The organism is Streptomyces sp. NPDC007025 (assembly GCF_042869455.1).
In the GTDB taxonomy this organism is placed as follows: domain Bacteria; phylum Actinomycetota; class Actinomycetes; order Streptomycetales; family Streptomycetaceae; genus Streptomyces.
In genome coordinates this window covers 117,700-135,092 of the sequence record NZ_JBIAFT010000019.1, presented here as the reverse complement: position 1 = coordinate 135,092, position 17,393 = coordinate 117,700, and the positions used below count along the sequence as shown (strand labels likewise).

Sequence of the window (17,393 nt, the reverse complement as noted above, 5' to 3'; positions counted from 1 at the left end):
CCGCGACCCAGGGCAACCGCCGCCCCCGCCGCCGACCGCTCGGCCCGTCAGCCGTCCGTACCGCACAGGGCGTGGTCGACCAGCTTCCGGGTGGCGGTGTTGAGCCGTTCCTGATCGGGGAGGCCGCCGTCGCTGGTGACGGAGACGGTGACCGCGCGGCGGCCGTCCTCGGTGACCCCGGTGCGGGTGTAGGAGCCGAAGCCGTCGCCCTCGTGGTGCCGGTAACGTCCCCCGCAGGAGAGCGGGTTGTCGCGCAGGCCCAGGCCGTAGCCGCCCTCGGGCCAGGCGGCGCGGTCCTCGGGGTCGTCGGTCCGCTCCACGGTCTCCTTCATCTGGGCGAGCCGGTCCCGGGGCAGCAGCTCGCCGGTCATCAGGGCGCGGAAGAAGGTGTCGAGATCCCGGGTGGTGCTGATGACGGCGGAGTCGGCGCCGTGCTGGAGGCTGTGCTCGGTCACGTCGAGCGGCTCGCCGTCCTTGCCCGGTATCGGCAGGGTGACCCGGGCGTGCGGGCCGGGCATGAACGGGTTCGCACCGGTGACCCGGGTGCCGCGGAGGCCCAGCGGCGCGATCACACGGTGTTCGACCTGCTCCCGCCAGGGGAGCCCGCCCGCCTTCTCGGCGATCAGCCCGGCCAGCAGGTAGTTGGTGTTCGAGTACGCCCAGCGCGGGGTGCCGCCGGGGCGCGGGGTGAACAGCGGCCGGTGGCGCATCGCGACGGCCACGTAGGAGGCCGCCGGGGTCGCGTCGTGGCGGTGGGTGTCGAAGTCCGCCAGCACCCCGGCCAGTTCCGGGTCCTCGACGTAGTCGTACAGCCCGCTCGTCTGCCGCAGCAGGTCGCGGACCGTGATCCGGGAGCCGGCGTTGCCGTTCCCCGCGACCATGCCGGGCAGCCACTTCTCCACCGTGTCGTCCAGCGACAGCTTTCCCTCGTCGGCGAGTTGGAGCAGGACCACGGAGGTGAAGGTCTTGGTGGTGCTGGCCGCGCGGAACCGGGCGTTCCACGGTACGGGTCTGCCGGACCCCGCGCGGGCCCGCACTCCGGTGCGGCCGTCGCGCACCTCGGCCAGCACCTTGACCTTGCCGCCGCCCGCCATGCGGACGGCCGCCACGTCGTGCCGCAGCACCGTGCGGCCGGTGCCCGGCCGGTCCCCGCCGGACCGCCGGTCGGGCCCGTCCCCGGCGCCTGCGGCGCCCGCGTACTGGGCCCCGGCGAGCACGGCGAGCACCGCCGCCGTCAGCGCGGCGGTTCCCCTGCGAGTCGTACGTGTACGGATGTGCATCGTCCGGTCCGTCCCCCTTCTCCTGCGGCCGCGCGAGTCGCCCGCCGGGCGGGACCTCCGCCCGCCCGGAGACCAGGCAACCAGCGGAGGAGGCGCCGGACGAGGGCGCTGGGACCCGGTCGCGGGGTGTTCGCAGCACCACCGTCCCGGCAGCTCGCGGGGGGCGGTCCGGGGTTCGGGACGCGGATGCGCGACGGGACGCTCAGCGGCGCCGGCCGACGAGGGAGGCCATCCCGAAGGTGCCGCCACCGGCGGCGGCGAGCCCGAGCAGCGCGATACCGCCCTTGAGGCCCTTCCACCAGAACTCGGCCGGGGCGCCGGGGTCGTTCTCCATCATCGACTCGAACACCTCGCTGCCGCCCGCGTTGAGGATCACGAACACGAAGCCGTTGGTGGTGCCCAGGAAGACCGCGGCCATGGCGAACAGCGCCGGGACGACGTACGCGGCGGGGTTGGGCCCGCCCACCTTGCCGGCCACACCGCCCACGAGCAGGGCGAGCCCCAGCGCGAAGACCACGTACATGATCCGCAGACCGACCTTCGAGAGGTCCTCGTAGCTGGCGAGGAGCAGCACGGCGAACACCGTCGCTCCGGCGCCGGAAATGAGCCAGCCGAACAGGAACGCCTTGACCCCGCTGCCGTGGCGCTGCGGCGGGAAGCCGGGCGGGCCGGGGTGGTACGGATAGCCGGGCTGCATGGGTTGCATCGGCTGCATGGGCGGCGGCGCGGGCGGCATCGGCTGCATGGGCTGCTGCGGCGGCCAGGGCTGACTCATCGTTCCCCCGTGTGTGAAGCGTCGGACGACGTGTGTGAAGCGTCGGCCGAGCCGAGCTCTGAAGGCCCAAAATACCCAAGGCGCCCGGGCGCGGAAGTCCTCCGGTGACAGGAGAGTCCGAGGTGTTCCACGTCGGTTACTCTTCCGCCCCGGTGCACCGAGGCTGTCATGAACTCGCAACGGCCATGACGGCAGCACGGTGTTCCGGTACAAGCTTGGACAGGGCTGTCCAGTCCACGCGCTCACGCACACCGGGGGATCACATGCGTACACGCCGCGCCATCGGCGCCGCCAGTCTCGTCCTTGCCAGTACGGCGGTCCTCGCGGGCTGCGCCGACGATCCGAAGGACAAGGCCTTCGGCGGCCTGGGGGATCTGGACGACATGCCCTCGGCGCCGTCCGCGCCCTCGTTCCCCTCGCCCTCCGGCAGCCCCGGACTCAGCTCGGGCGGCTACAGCGGAGGCTCCGGCAGCGGGTCCGACTCCGGTGGCCTGACCGGCGGCAGCAGTCCCACACCCACCGTGTCCGCGCCGCCCACCTACAATCCGAGCGCCATCGGCGAGGTCGACGGCGAGAGCTGCGACTACTCCCGGTCGAGCGGCCGGATCAGCTACCAGGTGAAGATCCAGAACGCCTCCGCCGACCAGGCGTTCCGCTACAGCTTCACCGTCCGCTTCAAGGTGGGCTCCTCGCCCAGCTCCACGATCGCGACCCGCACCGTCGGCACCCAGTTCAAGACCGTGACGGTGCGCGGCGGTGCCGACCGCACGGTCTCGGTGCACGCCTCGTACTCCAACAACCAGCGGTTCGTCTACTCCTGCCAGGTCACCACGGCCAGCAAGTCCCCGACGTCTTCGTGAGCCGCCGGCCCTGAGCCGCGGCCCGGGCACGAGGACCGGTACGGAGCCGGGCACAATGACCGGTATGGATACGCCCGTCCCGCCACCCGCACCGGCGCCGCCGCACACCGGGACCGGCCCCACCGTGGGCTTCGATCTCGACATGACGCTGATCGACTCCCGCCCCGGCATCCACGCCACCTGGCGGCGGCTGGCGGCCGAGACGGGCGTACGCATCGACGCGGACCTGGTCGTCACCCGGCTCGGCCCGCCGCTCGCCCAGGAGCTGGCGTACTGGTTCCCCGAGGAGGAGATCCCGGCGATGGCGGCGCGCTACCGCGCCCTCTACCCGGACCACGCCATCGCGCCGACCACCGCGCTGCCGGGCGCCCGCGCGGCGCTCGACGCCGTACGGGCCGCGGGCGGGCGCACGCTGGTCGTCACCGCCAAGCACCGGCCCAGCGCCGCGCTGCATCTGGACCACCTCGGCCTCGCCCCCGACGTGCTGGTCGGCGAGCTGTGGGCGGAGGGCAAGGCGGAGGCGCTGACCGTGCACGGGGCCGCTGCCTACGTGGGCGACCATGTGGGCGATGTGCGGGGCGCGCGGACGGCGGGCGCGCGGTCCGTGGCGGTCGCCACCGGGCCCTGCCCCGAGGCCGAGCTGGCCGCGGCGGGCGCCGACGTGGTGCTGCCCGACCTGACGGCCTTCCCCTCCTGGCTCGCCGCCTTCACCCGCGGGGAGGCGGCGCCCGGCGGGCGCCCGCCGCACCCCTCGGGCGCCGGGCACCTGAGCTGATGCCGCCCGGCGGTGTGCCGGTGCCGGAGGCGCCGTACGGTACGCCCCCGCGGCGTCAGACGTGCCGTGCGGCCCGGCGCCGCTGCGCGACCGCGGTGCGTACCACCCCGGCGGCCGCCAGCAGGAACCCGAGGCCCATCAGCATGCAGACGAAGTAGGCGGGCGCCGGGAACGGGTCGGTGCCCAGGAACAGCGGGGCGACTGTGACCAGGGTGGCCACCGCGCCGACCAGAAAGACGATTCCGCCGATACGCACGAGAAGATCACCGGCGGTCGGAGTTTCAGTGTTCACCCACACAGGGTAGATCCGGGAGCGAGTGTCCACCCAGCGGGCACTCGGGCCGCCCGGAGCCTTCCCGGCCGGGAGCCGCCCACGGCACCCCGCCTCCGGTGGCACCTTGCCACGGCGTCCCGGGCCATTAACCTTGGTGGCGGCGGGTCCTACGGCCCGCCCGACTGCTGTTCCGGGGGATCGGGGGTCGGGTACGGGGAAGATCTCGGGGCGCGGACACCGCCCCGACGCAGCAGGACCAGCCAGTTTCCAGCAGCCGCAGCCCGGTGCATCCGGACGAGTACGAGGACGAGGACAGACGTGCCTACCGGCAAGGTCAAGTGGTTCAACAGCGAGAAGGGCTTCGGCTTTCTCTCCCGCGACGACGGCGGCGACGTCTTCGTGCACTCGTCGGTGCTCCCGGACGGCGTCGAGGCGCTCAAACCGGGTCAGCGGGTGGACTTCGGCGTCGTCGCAGGGCAGCGCGGCGACCAGGCGCTCTCCGTCACCCTGCTGGACCCGGCACCCTCCGTGGCGGCGGCGCAGCGCCGCAAGCCGGACGAGCTGGCCTCCATCGTGCAGGACCTGACGACGCTGCTGGACGGCGTCTCGCAGTCGCTGGAGCGCGGCCGCTACCCCGACAAGCAGCACGGCCGGAAGATCGCGGGCATGCTGCGCGCGGTCGCCGACCAGCTCGACGTCTGACCCCGGCGGTCCCGGGCGGCCCGGAGGGTCCCGGGCGCGGATCCGCCGGGCGGCGGCACCCGCGTCCGGCTCGCGGCGGCTTCGCGGAACGGCCCCGCGGAACGGCCGGCGGAACCCGCCCCGCCGCACCCGCGCCTCACGGGAAGGCCAGTGCCTCCGGTGCCACGGGCGGTACGAGCCCTTCGGCCGCGGCCCGTTCGAGCAGCCCGCGCACGGCGGCGTAGCCGTCCGGGCCCAGTTCCGCGGTGAACTCGTTGACGTACAGGCCGATGTGCTGCTCGGCCACCGCCGGGTCCATCTCCTGCGCGTGCTGCAGCACATACGGCCGGGAGGCGGCCGGGTCCTGCCAGGCCGCCCGCACCGAGGCGCTGATCGTCGCGGCCAGCGCGCGCAGCGTCGGCGCGCCCAGCGACCGCTTCGCGATGATCGCGCCCAGCGGGATCGGCAGTCCGGTCGTGGCCTCCCAGTACTCGCCCAGGTCGGCGAGGCTGTGCAGCCCGTAGTCCTGGTAGGTGAACCGAGCCTCGTGGATGACCAGGCCCGCGTCCACCTTGCCGTCCCGCACCGCGGGCATGATCTCGTGGAACGGCAGCACCACGATCTCGCCCACGCCGCCGGGCACCTCGGCCGCGGCCCACAGCCGGAAGAGCAGATACGCCGTCGACCGCTCGCTCGGCACCGCCACCCGGCTGCCGCTCAGCGCCGTGGCGCCCGCCGCGCCGTCGTCGTCCGCGGCTCCCGGCCGGGTGAGCACGAGCGGCCCGCAGCCCCGGCCCAGCGCCCCGCCGCAGGGCAGCAGCGCGTACTCCTCCAGCACCCAGGGCAGGACCGCGTAGGAGACCTTCAGCGCGTCCAGCTCGCCCCGCTCGGCCATGCCGTTGGTGACGTCGATGTCCGCGAACGTCACCTCGGGCGGCACCGCGTCCGGCACCCGCCCGTGCACCCAGGCGTCGAAGACGAACGTGTCGTTGGGGCAGGGCGAGAAGGCGAGGGAGAGCGGCGCTGCTATGGCGTTCGTGTCCATGGGGGAAGCCCTTCTGTGCGGTGCCGGGAGCCGGCCCGGGCGGTGCCGGGAGTCCTGCGGCGCGGTGCCGGGAGTCCTGGGTGCGGTGCTAGGTGACCAGCTTGCCGAAGGCGGCGGTGAGCGCCGCCAGGGCGTCCGGGATGCGCCAGGCCGCCCGGTCCCGGGGGCCGACGGCATTGGAGACGGTACGGAGTTCGAGCACCGGCAGCGCGGTGCCGCGGGCCGCCGCGTGCGCCGCCGCGGCCTGTGCGACGCCGAAGCCCTCCATCGCTTCCGCGGCCGCGTCCGGATGCCGGGCCAGCAGCTCCTCGGCGCGCTCCCGGGTGCCGGTGACCGTGGAGACGCTGAGCACCGCACCGGTGCGGGCGCCGGTCGCCTCGGCCGCTGCCCGCACCGGGCGCGGGGGCGGGGTGTGTTCGGCGGTGCCGAACCCCAGCTCCGCCACCGAGGCGAAGCCGTCCGGGGTCCGGGCGCCCAGGTCGGCGGCGACGATGCGGTCGGCGAGCACGGTGTCACCGACCTGCACGCCGTTCGCGGCGAAGCCGCCGCCGATGCCGGTGGACACCACCAGGTCGTAGGGGTGCGCCCGTTCGGCGGCGGTCACCAGCGCGGTCGCGGTCGCCGCCGCGGCCGCGGCCGGGCCCACCCCGCCGGCCAGCACGTCGAGCTGCGGGGCGCCGCCGGTGGCGGCGAGGACCGCCTCCCGTTCCGCCGGGACCGCCGCGACCACCAGCACACGCCGGTACGCCGACAACGCCGACAGCACTGCACCGCCTCCTGGGTGGATGGATCGCCGTGAGCCGTACCCCGGAGCGGCGCCGGTGGCCTTCCGGGACGGTCGGGCGGGGACGGCTGCCTACTCGCCCGCCGTGTTCTTCAGGGTGAAGTGCCAGACGCCCTTGAAGTCGCCGCCGGAGGTCTGCACCAGGGTCAGGTTGATGCTCTTCTTCGGACCGGAGGGCTTCTCACCCGGCTGCTGGGACCGGGGCTGGAAGAACACCTCGCCAACGAAGGAGTAGTAGGTCTTCTTCAGCGTCTCGGAGAGCATCGGCTCGCCGTCGGCGAAGATCTGCCAGCCCGCGTCGGCCGTCTCCGGGGGAACGCCGATGCGGACCTTCTCGGCCGCGTCGACGGAGATCGTCTTGCTGGGTGCCTTGCTCAGGCACTTGCGCAGCTCGTCCTTCGGGATGGTCTTCCCGTCGTTGTAGCAGGAGGCCTCGGCGGAGACCGAGTCACCGCCGACCGTCGCGGTGGCCATCGGGTGCGGCTGCTCGCACCCGCTGAGGGCGAGGAGGCCGAGCGAGGCGGCACCGAGGGCGGCGGCGGTGCGCACACCCCGCGGCGACTGTGACGACATGCGGCCCTGCCGCGCGAGCTTGCTCATGCGGGCAGGCTATCGGGCCCGCACCGCTGTGCGACGTGGGGGTACGGCGTGCCGCGCGTCTTGCGGGCGGCGTACCGGTCCGGGCGCCGGGCGGCTTCCTGCCGCCTCCGGTCCGGGTGCCGGGCGGCTCGTGTCCGGGCGCCGGGCACCTTCCGGACGGGGCGGGGCGGCTTCCGGTCCGGCCCGGGTCCGGTGTCCCTCCGGAGCCGCGAGTCGCGGGTGTCAGGCGACCCGGGGGCGGGCCGCTCCGCGCCGGGCCGCGCCCAGCAGCCCGCGGACGGCGGTGAGCACCCCGGTGGTGACCACGGCGGCCGCGACCGTCATCCCCAGCCGGCCGACCAGCGGCAGCGCCATGGCCAGGGCGCCGCCGACGACCCAGGACATCTGCATCAGCGTCTCGGAGCGGGCGAAGGCCGAGGTGCGCACCTCCTCGGGGACGTCGCGCTGGATGAGCGCGTCCAGCGACAGCTTGCCGAGGGCCTGCACGATCCCGGCGGTGGCGGCGAGGACCGTCACCGTGACGGTGCCGTACAGCGCGGCGGCGGCGACCGCTGCCGCGAGGGCGCAGAACAGTACGCAGGTGATGATCACCTCGGGGCCGCGGGCCCGCAGCCAGGCGCCGATGGCGGTGCCCAGCGCGTTGCCGCCGCCCGCCGCGACTCCGGCCAGGCCGAGTGAGACGGCGGCTCCGAATCCGTCGAACGGGTGCTCGCGGAGCAGGAAGGCGAGGAAGAAGGTGAGGAACCCCGAGAGGGCGCGCAGCGCCGAGTTCGCGAACAGCGCGCTGAGCACCGAGGCGCCGACGGTGCGCAGCCCGGGACGCGACCGCTGCTCCGCGCCGGACCGGTCCCGAGCGAATCGCCCCGGACCGGGTTGCTCCTGGTCGGCCCGCTCCCCGGCGGACTGCTCCGGGCCGGGCGGCGGCTGTGCCGCGGACCGGTGTCCCGGCGGCAGGCCGCCGGGCACGGGCAGTACCGCGGACGCGGGGGCCAGCCGCGCCGGGCGTTCGCCCTTGGCGGAGTCGACCTTGGGGGCGAGCGAGAAGGACAGGAAGGTCCCGGCGAGGAACACCGCGCAGGCGGCGTACAGCGGCCACCGCTCGCCCAGCAGATGCAGCCCGGCGCCGGCCGGTGCCGCCAGGCCGGTGGCGAGCAACCCCGCCAGCGTCACCCGGGAGTTGGCCTTGACCAGGGAGATCCGCGGGGGGAGCAGCCGCGGCACCACGGCGGAGCGGATGACCCCGTACGCCTTGGAGGAGACCAGTACCCCCAGCGCCGCCGGATAGAGTTCCAGCCCGCCGGTCGCCACGGCGCCCGCCATGGTCAGCGCCAGCAGCGCCCTGGCCAGCATCGCCGCCGCCATCGCGGCGCGCCGCCCGTGCGGGACGCGGTCCAGCAGCGGGCCGATCACCGGTGCGAGGAGCGCGAACGGCGCCATCGTCACCGCCAGGTACAGCGCCACCCGCCCGCGGGCCTCGCCGGTGGGGACCGAGAAGAAGACGGTGGAGGCGAGCGCCACGGTGATGAGCATGTCGCCCGCGGAGTTGACCGCGTGCAGTTCGATCAGTTTGCCGAGCCCGGACTCGCCCGCGCCCTCCGCGTGCGTGGCGCGCCGGACGCGGCGGGCCAGCGCGGCCGGGGGGCGGCGCAGCGCGCGCGCCGCCCGTCCCATGGCGCTGGGTTCGCCGCGTGTGCGGGGTTTGCCGGGCTTGTCGACAGGCACGCCGTCAGTGTGCCCCGAAACACGCCGTTCAGTTCCCCCCTTCTCACCGCATCTCCCGTTCTTCCCGGCCGCCTCCCGGCCCGCGTACGGTCCGCTTCCGGGCCGCCCCGGACTCCTGTGGCCGCCCCCGGCGGGTGCGGGGAAGGCTGGCTGCGGATTCTTCGGGTGACCCCGTGGGGTAGCGTGGGTGAACGGTGCGCACCGTAGGGCCTTTGAGCGCGGGCGCGGACGTCGCAGCGGCCATCCGGTGCCGCTCCGTCCCCGATCCCGCCCCTCCACTCGTGGCCGTACGGGCAGCGCACGCCGACAACGGCGCGACGGCGTAGGAGAGACGATTCTTGTGAGTGCTGCATGAGTGCCGCGACGCGGAGTACGAGCCGTGGCGCGCGGAGCCGGCGCGCCCCCGACAGACTGTGTGCCGAGGCGGTGGAGCAGGCCAGGGCCGCGGCCGAGGAGGCGGCGGCGCCCGGCTCCGTCGGCCCGTGGCTGGAGGCCGTCGCCGACCCGGGCGCGGACCGGGTGGTCACCCACCTCTTCGAGGCGCGGGAACCCGGATACCGGGGCTGGCGCTGGGCGGTGACCGTGGCGCGGGCCTCCCGTGCCAAGAACGTCACCGTCGACGAGTCCGTCCTGATGCCGGGCCCGGACGCGCTGCTGGCCCCCGAGTGGGTGCCCTGGAGCGAGCGGCTGCGCCCCGGCGACCTGGGCCCCGGCGACCTGCTGCCCACCGACGCCGAGGATCTGCGGCTGGAGCCCGGCTACTCGGGTGCGGACGAGCCGCCGCCCGACTCGCCGGTCTCCGACGAGCAGCCCGAAGCGCGGGGCCCTTTCCGTGCCACCATCGGCGGGGTCGCCGAGGAGATCGGCATGGAGCGCCCCCGGGTGCTCTCCCGGTACGGGCTGCATGCGGCGGCCGACCGCTGGGAGGAGTCCCACGGCCCCAAGACGCCGATGGCGCAGGCGGCCCCGGCCAACTGCATGAGCTGCGGTTTCCTGGTGCCGTTGGCGGGTTCGCTGCGGCAGGCGTTCGGAGTCTGCGCCAACGAGTACAGCCCCGCCGACGGCCACGTCGTCTCCCTGGCCTTCGGCTGCGGCGGCCACTCGGAGGCGGCCGTCATGCCCCGCACCCCCCAGCCGCCGCCCCCCGTCGTCGACGAGACCGTGAGCGACCCGTTCGGCCTGGGGCGGGAGTCGGACCCGTCCCCGCAGGAGTCCACGCCCGCCGGGGAGCAGGGCTGAGACAGGCCTCTCGCCGCTCCGGCGTACGGCCCCGGGGCGTGGTCCCGGGTCTGCGCCGGGCCGGTGCCGGACCGCCGTCGGCGGCCGGCCGGCGGCCGGTCTCCCGCAGCTCCGCGGCCGGGCGCTGAGCGCTGACGCGGAGCGGGGCCGGTGCCCGCGTGCCGTAACCTTCCCTCTCGCCGCTGGGGGCGGCGGGTCCGCCCGCCCCTCCGCGGACGGGGGAGCGGGACAAGGGGACGGGATGCGAGTGCCGAGGAGGCCGGTGGCGTGAGGGACACGTTCGGAACCGAGGGGTTGCGCCGGAGCGTGCTGGACGCGTGGACGGCGTCCGCGGCCCGGTTCCGGGAGGACGCCAACGCCGAGCAGGACCTGGCGCTGGGCGGCTACCGGGACCGGCTGGTCGTGGAACTGGCGCAGAACGCCGCGGACGCCGCGGCCCGCGCCGGTGCGGACGGCCGGCTCCGGCTGGTCCTGGCGGACGGCACGCTGACCGCCGCCAACACCGGGCAGCCGCTGGACGCCGCGGGCGTCGAGTCGCTCTCGACGCTGCGCGCCTCCGCCAAGCGGGACGCCGCCGACGAGGGTGCGGTGGGCCGTTTCGGCGTCGGCTTCTCCGCCGTACTCGCGGTCAGCGACGAACCCGCGGTGGTCACCCGCGCCGCAGCCGCGCCGGACGCCGCCGAGGGCGTGCGCTGGTCGCTGGCCGAGGCCCGCGAGCTGACCCGGCAGGCAGCCGCCGCCGAACCCGGGCTGGCGGCCGAACTCGACCGGCGCGAGGGGCATGTACCACTGCTGCGGCTGCCGCTTCCCGCGCCGTACGACGCCTCCGTCGTTCCGGCGGGCTACGACACCGCCGTGCTGCTCCCGCTGCGGGACGAGGCGGCCGAGTCGCTGGCCCGGCGGCTGCTGGCCGCCGTGGACGACGCGCTGCTGCTGGCGCTGCCCGGGCTCGCCGAGGTCGTCATCGAGACCGGCGACGGCCCGGTCCGCACCCTGACCCGGCATCAGGAGGGCCCTTACGTCCGGATCGAGGACTCCGCCGCGGGCGCCACCCGGTGGCGGCTGGCGGGCGACAGCGGCCTGGCCGGGCCCGAACTGCTGGCCGACCGGCCGGTGGAGGAGCGGGCCCGGCCCGGCTGGACGGTGACCTGGGCGGTGCCGGTGGACGCCGAGGGCGCGCCCCGCAAGCCGCGCACCGCCGCGTGCCTGCACGCGCCGACCCCCACCGACGAGCCGCTGGGCTTCCCTGCGCTGCTGCTGGCCTCCTTCCCGCTGGAGCCCACCCGGCGCCACGTGGCGCCCGGTCCGCTGACCCGCTTTCTGCTGGCCCGCGCCGCCGATGCCTACGCCGCGCTGCTGCGCGACTGGCGGCCGGTGGCCACCAGCACCGTGGACCTGGTGCCCGGGCCGCTGGGCGCGGGCGAGTTGGACGGTGAGCTGCGCGCGCTGGTGCTGGAGCGGCTGCCGGAGGTCCCGTTCCTGGCGAGCGCCGTCTCCCGCGGCGGCGCCGGGGAGGAACATGGCGAGGAGTTGGGGGAGGACGGGGCGGCCCCGGGCCCGGACGAGCCGTACGCGCTGCGCCCCCGCGACGCCGAGATCGTCGAGGGCGCGGGCGCCGCGACGGTCGAGGTGCTGGCCGAGCTGTTCCCCGGACTGCTGCCCGCCGGGCTCGAACGCCGCACCGAGCTGCGGGTGCTGGAGGTCCCGCGCGTCCCGCTGGGCGAGGCCGTGGACCGGCTCACCGGTGTCGAGCGGGAGCCGGACTGGTGGTGGCGGCTCTACAGCTCGCTCGCGGGTGTGGACCCCGAGCGGCTGACAGGGCTGCCGGTGCCCCTGGCCGACGGCCGCACCGCGGTCGGGCCGCGGCATGTGCTGCTGCCGCAGCCGGACGGCGCCGTGCCCCCCGAGCGGCTGGCCCGCCTCGGGCTGAAGGCCGCACACCCGGACGCCGTGCACCCGCTCCTGGAGAAGCTGGGCGCCACGCCCGCCACCCCGCGTGCCGTGCTGACGACCCCGCAGGTGCGGGCCGCCGTCGCCGGCTCGCTGGAGGCGGAGGAGGCGTGGGACGACGGAGTGGAAGCCGTCGGCCCCGACCCCGAGGAACTCGCCGAGACCGTCCTCGGCCTCGTCCGCGACGCACATCTCGCGCCCGGCGACGAGCCGTGGCTGGGCGCGCTCGCCCTGCCCGACGAGGACGGTGAGCCCGCGCCCGCCGCCGAACTGGTCTATCCCGGGTCGGCGTTCGCGCGGGTGCTGCGCGAGGGCGAACTGGCCGCGTGCGACGCGCAGCTGGCCGAGCGCTGGGGCGAGCAGCCGCTGACGGCGGTCGGGGTCCAGGCGGACTTCGCGCTGGTGCGGGCCGAGGACGTGGTGCTCGACCCGGACGGCTTCGAACCCCGCGAGGGCGACTACCCGGAGCCGGACGACGCCGGGCTGCTGGACGCCGTGGACGTGTGGTGCGAGGACGTACTGGACCAGGTGGCGGCGGACGGCGGGGACGCCGCGCCGCCGGTGCCGCCGGTCGCGGTCGAGTTCCTCGCGGTGCGCGACCTGGACCTGGTGGACGACGCGCACTGGCCCGAGGTTCTGGCGATGCTGGCCCGGCCGCCGCTGCGGGACGCGCTGACGACCCCGGTGCGGGTGCGGCTGGGCGACGGCACGGTCACCGACGTCCGCCCGTACACCGCCTGGTGGCTGCGCGGCCACCCGGTGCTGGACGGCCGCCGACCGGCCGGACTGCGCGCCGCCGGGGGCGATCCGCTGCTGCGCGGCCTGTACGAGGAGGCCGACCCGGGGGAGGTCACCGACGAGCGGGTGCTGCGCGCGCTCGGCGTCCGCACGACGGCCGCGGCCCTGCTCGCCGAGCCGGGCGGCCCGGCGGAGCTGCTGCGCGCGCTGGCCGACCCGGACCGCCCCGTCGGCCCGGCCCAACTCCACGGGCTGCACACCCTGCTGGCCGCCGCTGGCCTGGACCCCGCCGAGGTCACCCTGCCCGAGGAGCTGCGGGCGGTGCGGGCCGGCGCCACCGTTGTCGTGGACGCCGCCGAGGCGCTGGTCGCGGACGCGCCCGACGCCCTTCCCCTGGTGGGGGAGCGGCCGCTGCTGCCGGTGGCGCCGCAGTACGCCGCGGAGCTGGCCGCGCTCCTGGAAGTGCGGTCGGCGGGGGAGGCGGCCGCCGGGCTGGTGCCCGAGGACGCGGGGACCGAGCGCGAGGTGCCCGCCGCCGTGCGGGAGCTGCTGCCCGGCGCCCCGGAGTACTACCGGGAGCACGAGGAGCTGCGGATCGCGGGCGTCGAGCTGGACTGGCGCCGCACCCCCGACGGCACCCTGCACGCGGCCACCCTGGAGGGGCTGGCCTCGGCGCTGGCCTGGGCGGCCGGGGCCTGGCCCCGCCGCTTCGAGGTCACCGCCCTGCTGGAGGACCCCGAGCGGGCGGCGGAACTGGCGGCGGCGCGCTGGTTCGACTGAGCACCGCGCCGGCTGCCGGACGGCCCGCGGCCTCCGGCAGCCGTGGTCGTGGTGCGGTGCGGTGCGCCCCTCCAACGGGTGCGCCCGGCCGACTGAGACGGGGTCCGGGGTGCGGTTCGCGGGGTAACGATGTGCTCGCTTCCGCACCCGATCCAAGGAGAGCCCATGCCCGTCTGCGAGGTCTGCGACAACGACTACCCGCACACGTTCGAAGTCCGTGCGGCGGGGCAGGTGCACGTCTTCGACTGCCTGGAGTGCGCGGCGCACAAGATGGCGCCCGTGTGCGAGAACTGCGGCTGCCGCATCCTGGGGCACGGCATGGAATCGGAGGGGCACTACTACTGCTGTGCGCACTGCGCCCGTGCGCAGGGGCGCACCCGGCTGGCCGACAGCGCGCCGTGAGCCCGGCGGCGTGCCGCGCCCGACCGTCCTGAACCCGCGGGCGCGGCGCGGCGCCTCAGCCGGGGAGCGCCGCGGCCACCCGCCGCCACGCCACCTCCAGCAGGGCGCCCGCCGGCGCGACCACCGCCACCGCCGTCCAGGGCACCGCCGCGACCTCCATGCCGCCCTCGGTGAGGGTGCCGGTCTTGTCCAGGCAGACGACGCTCACCCACGCCTCCCACCTGGGCCGCGGTGAAGGCGCCGCTGCCCGCCACCACGAAGCTGCCGGACATCACCGGCTCGCCGGGGTGTTTGAGCACCGGGTCGGCCTCCCCGGTGAGCAGCGACTCGTCCACCTCGAGGCCGTCGGCCTCCGCGAGCTCGCCGTCGACCACGCCGCCACGCACTTGTCGCCGGTCCGCAGCTCCACCGGGTCGCCGAGGACGATCCGCTCGGTGGGGACCTCGGTGCTGCGGCCGCCGCGCCGCACGCGGGGCCGGGTCTCACCGAGGACGGCCAGACTCTCCAGGGTCCGCTTGGCCCGCAGCTCCTGGACGATGCCGATGCCGGTGTTGGCGGTGATCACGAAGCCGAGGAGGCTGTCCTGGATCGGCCCGACGGCCAGGATGATCAGGAAGAGCACGCCGGTGATCGCGTTGCACCGGGTGAAGACGTTGGCGCGCACGATGTCGGCCGCCGACCTGCTGTTGCGCGGGGGGACGTCGTCGACCTCCCCGGGCGCGATCCGTTCCGCCACCTCGGCGCCGGTGAGCCCCTGCGCACGGTCCCGGACGCTCCCCCGGCCGCCGGCCCGGCGGGTCGCGCCGCGACACCCGGATCACCCATCCCGTTTCCCTGCCCGTCGCGGTGGCACGCCTCGGCCCGTTGCCGGGGACCGGTCCACTCGCGGTGACCGGTCGGCTCACGGGCCCGTGGCCGGGGCCAGGCACCCGGCCCTGCCGGGCGGGGGACGGACACAGCGGGTCAGCCGTCCTGGGGCTCCTGGGACGCTGCTTGGCGGATGGCCTTCTCGCGGGCTCGGACGTACCAGATCCCCACGCAGCCCAGGGCGGCACCCGCGGCGCAGGTCCACAGCCACCAGGTGCGGTCGTGGTCGGCGAACCAGCCGTAGAAGGGGAGCTGCACCAGGAACAGGGCGAGCCACAGCAGCGTGCCGGTGACGACGGTGGCGGTGACGTTGCCCTCCAGCGGCTCGGGCGCCTCGCGCTCACCGCTGGTCCACCTGTCCATGAGGCTCATCGCCCTGGCTCCCTCGTCTCTCGTCTGTTCCCCGGCTCCAGCCTAGCGAGGGGGTGCGGGGAGGCCGCAGCCGGAGTTGGCGATCATCCCGTTCGGTTGTTCATACTGAACCGGGCTGCTTGTGGCCGGATTTTTTCGTCGGATTATCCAATCTGATTCCAAGGCCGCACTCCGCCCGCCCGCCCGCACGCACCAGCACGTATCCGAGGTCACGCATGTCCGCTTCGGCCAGCCCGGTCGATTCCGGGGACTCCCCGCAGGGAACCCCGCCCGCCGCCCCGTCCGCACTGGACCGCTTCTTCCAGATCTCGCAGCGCGGCTCGACCGTCAGCCGCGAGCTCCGGGGCGGACTTGCCACCTTCTTCGCGATGGCCTACATCATCGTGCTGAACCCGATCATCCTCGGGGCCGGAGAGGACAAGTTCCACCAGCACCTCGACAACGGCCAGCTCGTGACGGCCACCGCGCTGATGGCCGGGCTCACCACCCTCCTCATGGGCGTCATCGGCAATGTGCCCATCGCACTCGCCGCGGGCCTGGGCATCAACGCCGTCGTGGCGCTCCAGCTCGCCCCCAAGATGAGCTGGCCCGACGCCATGGGCATGGTGGTGCTCGCCGGGATCGTGCTGATGATCCTGGTGGCCTCCGGTCTCCGGCAGCGGGTGATGGACGCCATCCCGAACGGGCTGCGCCGCGCCATCGCCATTGGGATCGGCCTGTTCATCTCGCTGATCGGCCTGGTCGACTCCGGTTTCGTATCCCGCAACCCGGACGAGGCGGACACCACCGTTCCACTCGGTCTCGGGACGGGCGGCCAGCTCCAGGGCTGGCCCGTGCTGGTGTTCGTACTGGGCCTGGTGCTGATGTACGTGCTGCTGGTGCGCAAGACCCGGGGCGCCATCCTCATCGGCATCGTGACCATGGCCGTCGTCGCCATCGTGATCAACGCCGTGGCCGACATCCCGGACGCCGCCTGGGGCCTGTCGGTGCCGAAGCTGCCCGACTCGGTGGTGGGCAGCCCGGACTTCGGGCTGATCGGCGAGATCAGCCTGTTCGGCGGGTTCCGGGAAGTCGGGTGGCTGACCGGCTGCCTCTTCGTCTTCACGGTGCTGCTGTCGGGCTTCTTCGACGCGATGGGCACCATCATCGGCGTCGGCGAGGAGAGCGGACTGGCCGACGACCGCGCGCACGGACAGCTTCCGCGAATGGGACGCATCCTGTTCATGGACGGTGTCGGGGTGGCCGCCGGCGGAGTCGGTTCCTGCTCGGCCAACACCTGCTTCGTGGAGTCCACCGCCGGGGTCGGCGAGGGCGCGCGCACCGGCCTGGCCAACGTGCTGACGGGCGGGCTCTTCCTGCTGGCCCTGATCTTCACCCCGCTCGCGAAGGTGGTGCCCTCCCAGGCGGCGACCCCAGCGCTGCTGGTCGTGGGCTTTCTGATCATGGCGTCCAATGTGCGGGAGATCGAGTGGGCCGACTCCACCGTCGCCATCCCGGCCTTTCTCACCATCGTCTCGATGCCGTTCACCTACAGCATCACCAACGGCATCGGCATGGGCGTGATCGCCTTCATCGTGCTGCGGGCCGCCGCCGGGCGCGCGCGGGAGACGCCGTGGCTGCTGAACGTGGTGGGGCTGTGCTTCCTGGTCTACTTCCTGCTGAACCCGATCGAGCAGCTGCTCGGCGTCTCGTAGGACCAGGCGCGTGCCCGGCGGCGGGTGTCCGGGCCGGGTGGTCGCCGCAGGGCAGCAGGGGCCTCAGGCGAGGCCCCTGCTGCCCTGCGGCGAGGGGCCGTAGAACTGCTCGGTCCGTTCGACGGATGCCTTGAAGCGCTCGTCGAAGTCGTCGCGGACGAGCGTGCGGACCACATAGTCCTGGACGCTCATCCCGCGCTTCGCGGCATGATCGTTCAGCCGCTCGAAGAGGGCGGCTTCTATCCGCAGGCTGAGAACCTGGGAGTCGGGCGGCTCGTGAGGGTCGCTGGCACACGGCGGAGTCAGGCTGCTCATACGACAACGGTCGCGAACCGACCCGGCCCGCTGTCCGGCGAACGCGTGTGGACTCACTCGTACGTGTGAGCCACTGCCGGGTAAACCCCTTGGTCTTTAGAGCGAGTAATGAGTTAAGCTAAGGACCATGTCGGAACAGCTCCCCGCGCCGCGCTACGCGGACGGGCCCTCACCGGGCGCGGTCGACCAGCTCGCCGGGCCGGACCGGCCCCTGTCGCCCGACGAGGGCGAACAGGACCT

The 17,393-nt window shown here is 74.8% G+C and carries 17 protein-coding genes and 1 pseudogene; 7 read left to right on the top strand and 11 right to left on the bottom strand.

Annotated elements, in window-relative coordinates; all coding sequences use genetic code 11:
- Nucleotides 1–47 precede the first annotated feature (47 nt).
- Both ACFYMO_RS30070 and ACFYMO_RS30065 read right to left on the bottom strand, forming a co-directional pair.
- Nucleotides 48–1,280, bottom strand: coding sequence for a serine hydrolase domain-containing protein (locus tag ACFYMO_RS30070; protein ID WP_388550339.1), 1,233 nt, complete (start codon nucleotides 1,278–1,280; stop codon nucleotides 48–50).
- Nucleotides 1,281–1,482: 202 nt separating this feature from the next.
- Nucleotides 1,483–2,055 carry a hypothetical protein gene (locus tag ACFYMO_RS30065; protein ID WP_366771177.1) on the bottom strand — a complete coding sequence of 191 codons (573 nt, stop codon included), beginning with the start codon at nucleotides 2,053–2,055 and terminating at the stop codon, nucleotides 1,483–1,485.
- 263 nt (nucleotides 2,056–2,318) lie between these two features.
- Between ACFYMO_RS30065 and ACFYMO_RS30060 the strand changes: the two genes are divergently transcribed.
- Complete coding sequence (locus tag ACFYMO_RS30060; protein ID WP_366771176.1) at nucleotides 2,319–2,915, top strand: hypothetical protein; 597 nt, start codon at nucleotides 2,319–2,321, stop codon at nucleotides 2,913–2,915.
- A 64-nt stretch (nucleotides 2,916–2,979) separates the two neighbouring features.
- Entirely contained in the window at nucleotides 2,980–3,690 is a 711-nt protein-coding gene (locus tag ACFYMO_RS30055) for an HAD family hydrolase (protein ID WP_366771175.1), read from the top strand.
- A gap of 55 nt (nucleotides 3,691–3,745) precedes the next feature.
- Here the strand turns inward: ACFYMO_RS30055 and ACFYMO_RS30050 are convergent, their stop codons facing one another.
- The gene (locus ACFYMO_RS30050; RefSeq protein ID WP_366771174.1) at nucleotides 3,746–3,982 is read right to left on the bottom strand and encodes a hypothetical protein; all 237 of its coding nucleotides are present in this window, start codon (nucleotides 3,980–3,982) and stop codon (nucleotides 3,746–3,748) included.
- Between the two features lie 300 nt (nucleotides 3,983–4,282).
- Here ACFYMO_RS30050 and ACFYMO_RS30045 point away from each other — a divergent pair, with 300 nt between their 5' ends.
- Nucleotides 4,283–4,666: a cold-shock protein gene (locus ACFYMO_RS30045; protein WP_366771173.1), complete on the top strand. Its 384-nt coding sequence runs from the start codon at nucleotides 4,283–4,285 to the stop codon at nucleotides 4,664–4,666.
- A gap of 136 nt (nucleotides 4,667–4,802) precedes the next feature.
- Here ACFYMO_RS30045 and ACFYMO_RS30040 read toward each other — a convergent pair whose 3' ends face one another.
- The 4 genes from ACFYMO_RS30040 to ACFYMO_RS30025 all read right to left on the bottom strand — a co-directional run bounded on the left by ACFYMO_RS30040 (nucleotide 4,803) and on the right by ACFYMO_RS30025 (nucleotide 8,745).
- Nucleotides 4,803–5,690, bottom strand: a complete 888-nt coding sequence (locus tag ACFYMO_RS30040; protein WP_366771172.1) for a 1,4-dihydroxy-6-naphthoate synthase — start codon at nucleotides 5,688–5,690, stop codon at nucleotides 4,803–4,805.
- Between the two features lie 88 nt (nucleotides 5,691–5,778).
- A complete protein-coding gene (locus ACFYMO_RS30035) occupies nucleotides 5,779–6,456 on the bottom strand; it encodes a futalosine hydrolase (protein WP_366771171.1) in 678 nt (225 codons plus the stop codon).
- 90 nt (nucleotides 6,457–6,546) lie between these two features.
- Nucleotides 6,547–7,074 carry a DUF2771 domain-containing protein gene (locus ACFYMO_RS30030; RefSeq protein WP_366771170.1) on the bottom strand — a complete coding sequence of 176 codons (528 nt, stop codon included), beginning with the start codon at nucleotides 7,072–7,074 and terminating at the stop codon, nucleotides 6,547–6,549.
- Nucleotides 7,075–7,296: 222 nt separating this feature from the next.
- On the bottom strand, nucleotides 7,297–8,745 hold the full coding sequence (locus ACFYMO_RS30025; RefSeq protein WP_366771231.1) for an MFS transporter: 1,449 nt from the start codon (nucleotides 8,743–8,745) through the stop codon (nucleotides 7,297–7,299).
- Between the two features lie 402 nt (nucleotides 8,746–9,147).
- Between ACFYMO_RS30025 and ACFYMO_RS30020 the strand changes: the two genes are divergently transcribed.
- From ACFYMO_RS30020 to ACFYMO_RS30010, 3 genes are all read left to right on the top strand, one after another.
- On the top strand, nucleotides 9,148–10,035 hold the full coding sequence (locus ACFYMO_RS30020) for a DUF3027 domain-containing protein (RefSeq protein WP_366771169.1): 888 nt from the start codon (nucleotides 9,148–9,150) through the stop codon (nucleotides 10,033–10,035).
- Between the two features lie 267 nt (nucleotides 10,036–10,302).
- Complete coding sequence (locus ACFYMO_RS30015) at nucleotides 10,303–13,503, top strand: sacsin N-terminal ATP-binding-like domain-containing protein (protein ID WP_388550332.1); 3,201 nt, start codon at nucleotides 10,303–10,305, stop codon at nucleotides 13,501–13,503.
- A 165-nt stretch (nucleotides 13,504–13,668) separates the two neighbouring features.
- Nucleotides 13,669–13,905, top strand: a complete 237-nt coding sequence (locus ACFYMO_RS30010; protein ID WP_360301118.1) for a hypothetical protein — start codon at nucleotides 13,669–13,671, stop codon at nucleotides 13,903–13,905.
- Between the two features lie 55 nt (nucleotides 13,906–13,960).
- On the opposite strand, the gene ACFYMO_RS30005 is transcribed toward ACFYMO_RS30010, so the two are convergent.
- The 3 genes and pseudogenes from ACFYMO_RS30005 to ACFYMO_RS29995 form a co-directional block, all read right to left on the bottom strand.
- A complete protein-coding gene (locus ACFYMO_RS30005; RefSeq protein ID WP_366771233.1) occupies nucleotides 13,961–14,113 on the bottom strand; it encodes a hypothetical protein in 153 nt (50 codons plus the stop codon).
- A gap of 7 nt (nucleotides 14,114–14,120) precedes the next feature.
- Nucleotides 14,121–14,641 (bottom strand): annotated as a pseudogene (locus tag ACFYMO_RS30000) (cation-translocating P-type ATPase); the annotation flags it as partial.
- Between the two features lie 227 nt (nucleotides 14,642–14,868).
- Entirely contained in the window at nucleotides 14,869–15,144 is a 276-nt protein-coding gene (locus ACFYMO_RS29995) for a DUF2530 domain-containing protein (protein WP_366771167.1), read from the bottom strand.
- A 215-nt stretch (nucleotides 15,145–15,359) separates the two neighbouring features.
- Between ACFYMO_RS29995 and ACFYMO_RS29990 the strand changes: the two genes are divergently transcribed.
- A complete protein-coding gene (locus ACFYMO_RS29990; protein WP_366771166.1) occupies nucleotides 15,360–16,838 on the top strand; it encodes an NCS2 family permease in 1,479 nt (492 codons plus the stop codon).
- 63 nt (nucleotides 16,839–16,901) lie between these two features.
- On the opposite strand, the gene ACFYMO_RS29985 is transcribed toward ACFYMO_RS29990, so the two are convergent.
- Entirely contained in the window at nucleotides 16,902–17,153 is a 252-nt protein-coding gene (locus tag ACFYMO_RS29985; RefSeq protein WP_366771165.1) for a hypothetical protein, read from the bottom strand.
- Between the last annotated feature and the right edge of the window lie 240 nt (nucleotides 17,154–17,393).

Bases quoted from the DNA above. Each gene is read 5' to 3' on its own strand.
- ACFYMO_RS29985 (WP_366771165.1), bottom strand. From the start codon at position 17,153: ATGAGCAGCCTGACTCCGCCGTGTGCCAGCGACCCTCACGAGCCGCCC.
- ACFYMO_RS30020 (WP_366771169.1), top strand. From the start codon at position 9,148: ATGAGTGCCGCGACGCGGAGTACGAGCCGTGGCGCGCGGAGCCGGCGC.
- ACFYMO_RS30065 (WP_366771177.1), bottom strand. From the start codon at position 2,055: ATGAGTCAGCCCTGGCCGCCGCAGCAGCCCATGCAGCCGATGCCGCCC.
- ACFYMO_RS29995 (WP_366771167.1), bottom strand. From the start codon at position 15,144: ATGAGCCTCATGGACAGGTGGACCAGCGGTGAGCGCGAGGCGCCCGAG.
- ACFYMO_RS30070 (WP_388550339.1), bottom strand. From the start codon at position 1,280: ATGCACATCCGTACACGTACGACTCGCAGGGGAACCGCCGCGCTGACG.
- ACFYMO_RS30010 (WP_360301118.1), top strand. From the start codon at position 13,669: ATGCCCGTCTGCGAGGTCTGCGACAACGACTACCCGCACACGTTCGAA.
- ACFYMO_RS30060 (WP_366771176.1), top strand. From the start codon at position 2,319: ATGCGTACACGCCGCGCCATCGGCGCCGCCAGTCTCGTCCTTGCCAGT.
- ACFYMO_RS30040 (WP_366771172.1), bottom strand. From the start codon at position 5,690: ATGGACACGAACGCCATAGCAGCGCCGCTCTCCCTCGCCTTCTCGCCC.
- ACFYMO_RS30030 (WP_366771170.1), bottom strand. From the start codon at position 7,074: ATGAGCAAGCTCGCGCGGCAGGGCCGCATGTCGTCACAGTCGCCGCGG.
- ACFYMO_RS29990 (WP_366771166.1), top strand. From the start codon at position 15,360: ATGTCCGCTTCGGCCAGCCCGGTCGATTCCGGGGACTCCCCGCAGGGA.
- ACFYMO_RS30025 (WP_366771231.1), bottom strand. From the start codon at position 8,745: ATGGGACGGGCGGCGCGCGCGCTGCGCCGCCCCCCGGCCGCGCTGGCC.
- ACFYMO_RS30055 (WP_366771175.1), top strand. From the start codon at position 2,980: ATGGATACGCCCGTCCCGCCACCCGCACCGGCGCCGCCGCACACCGGG.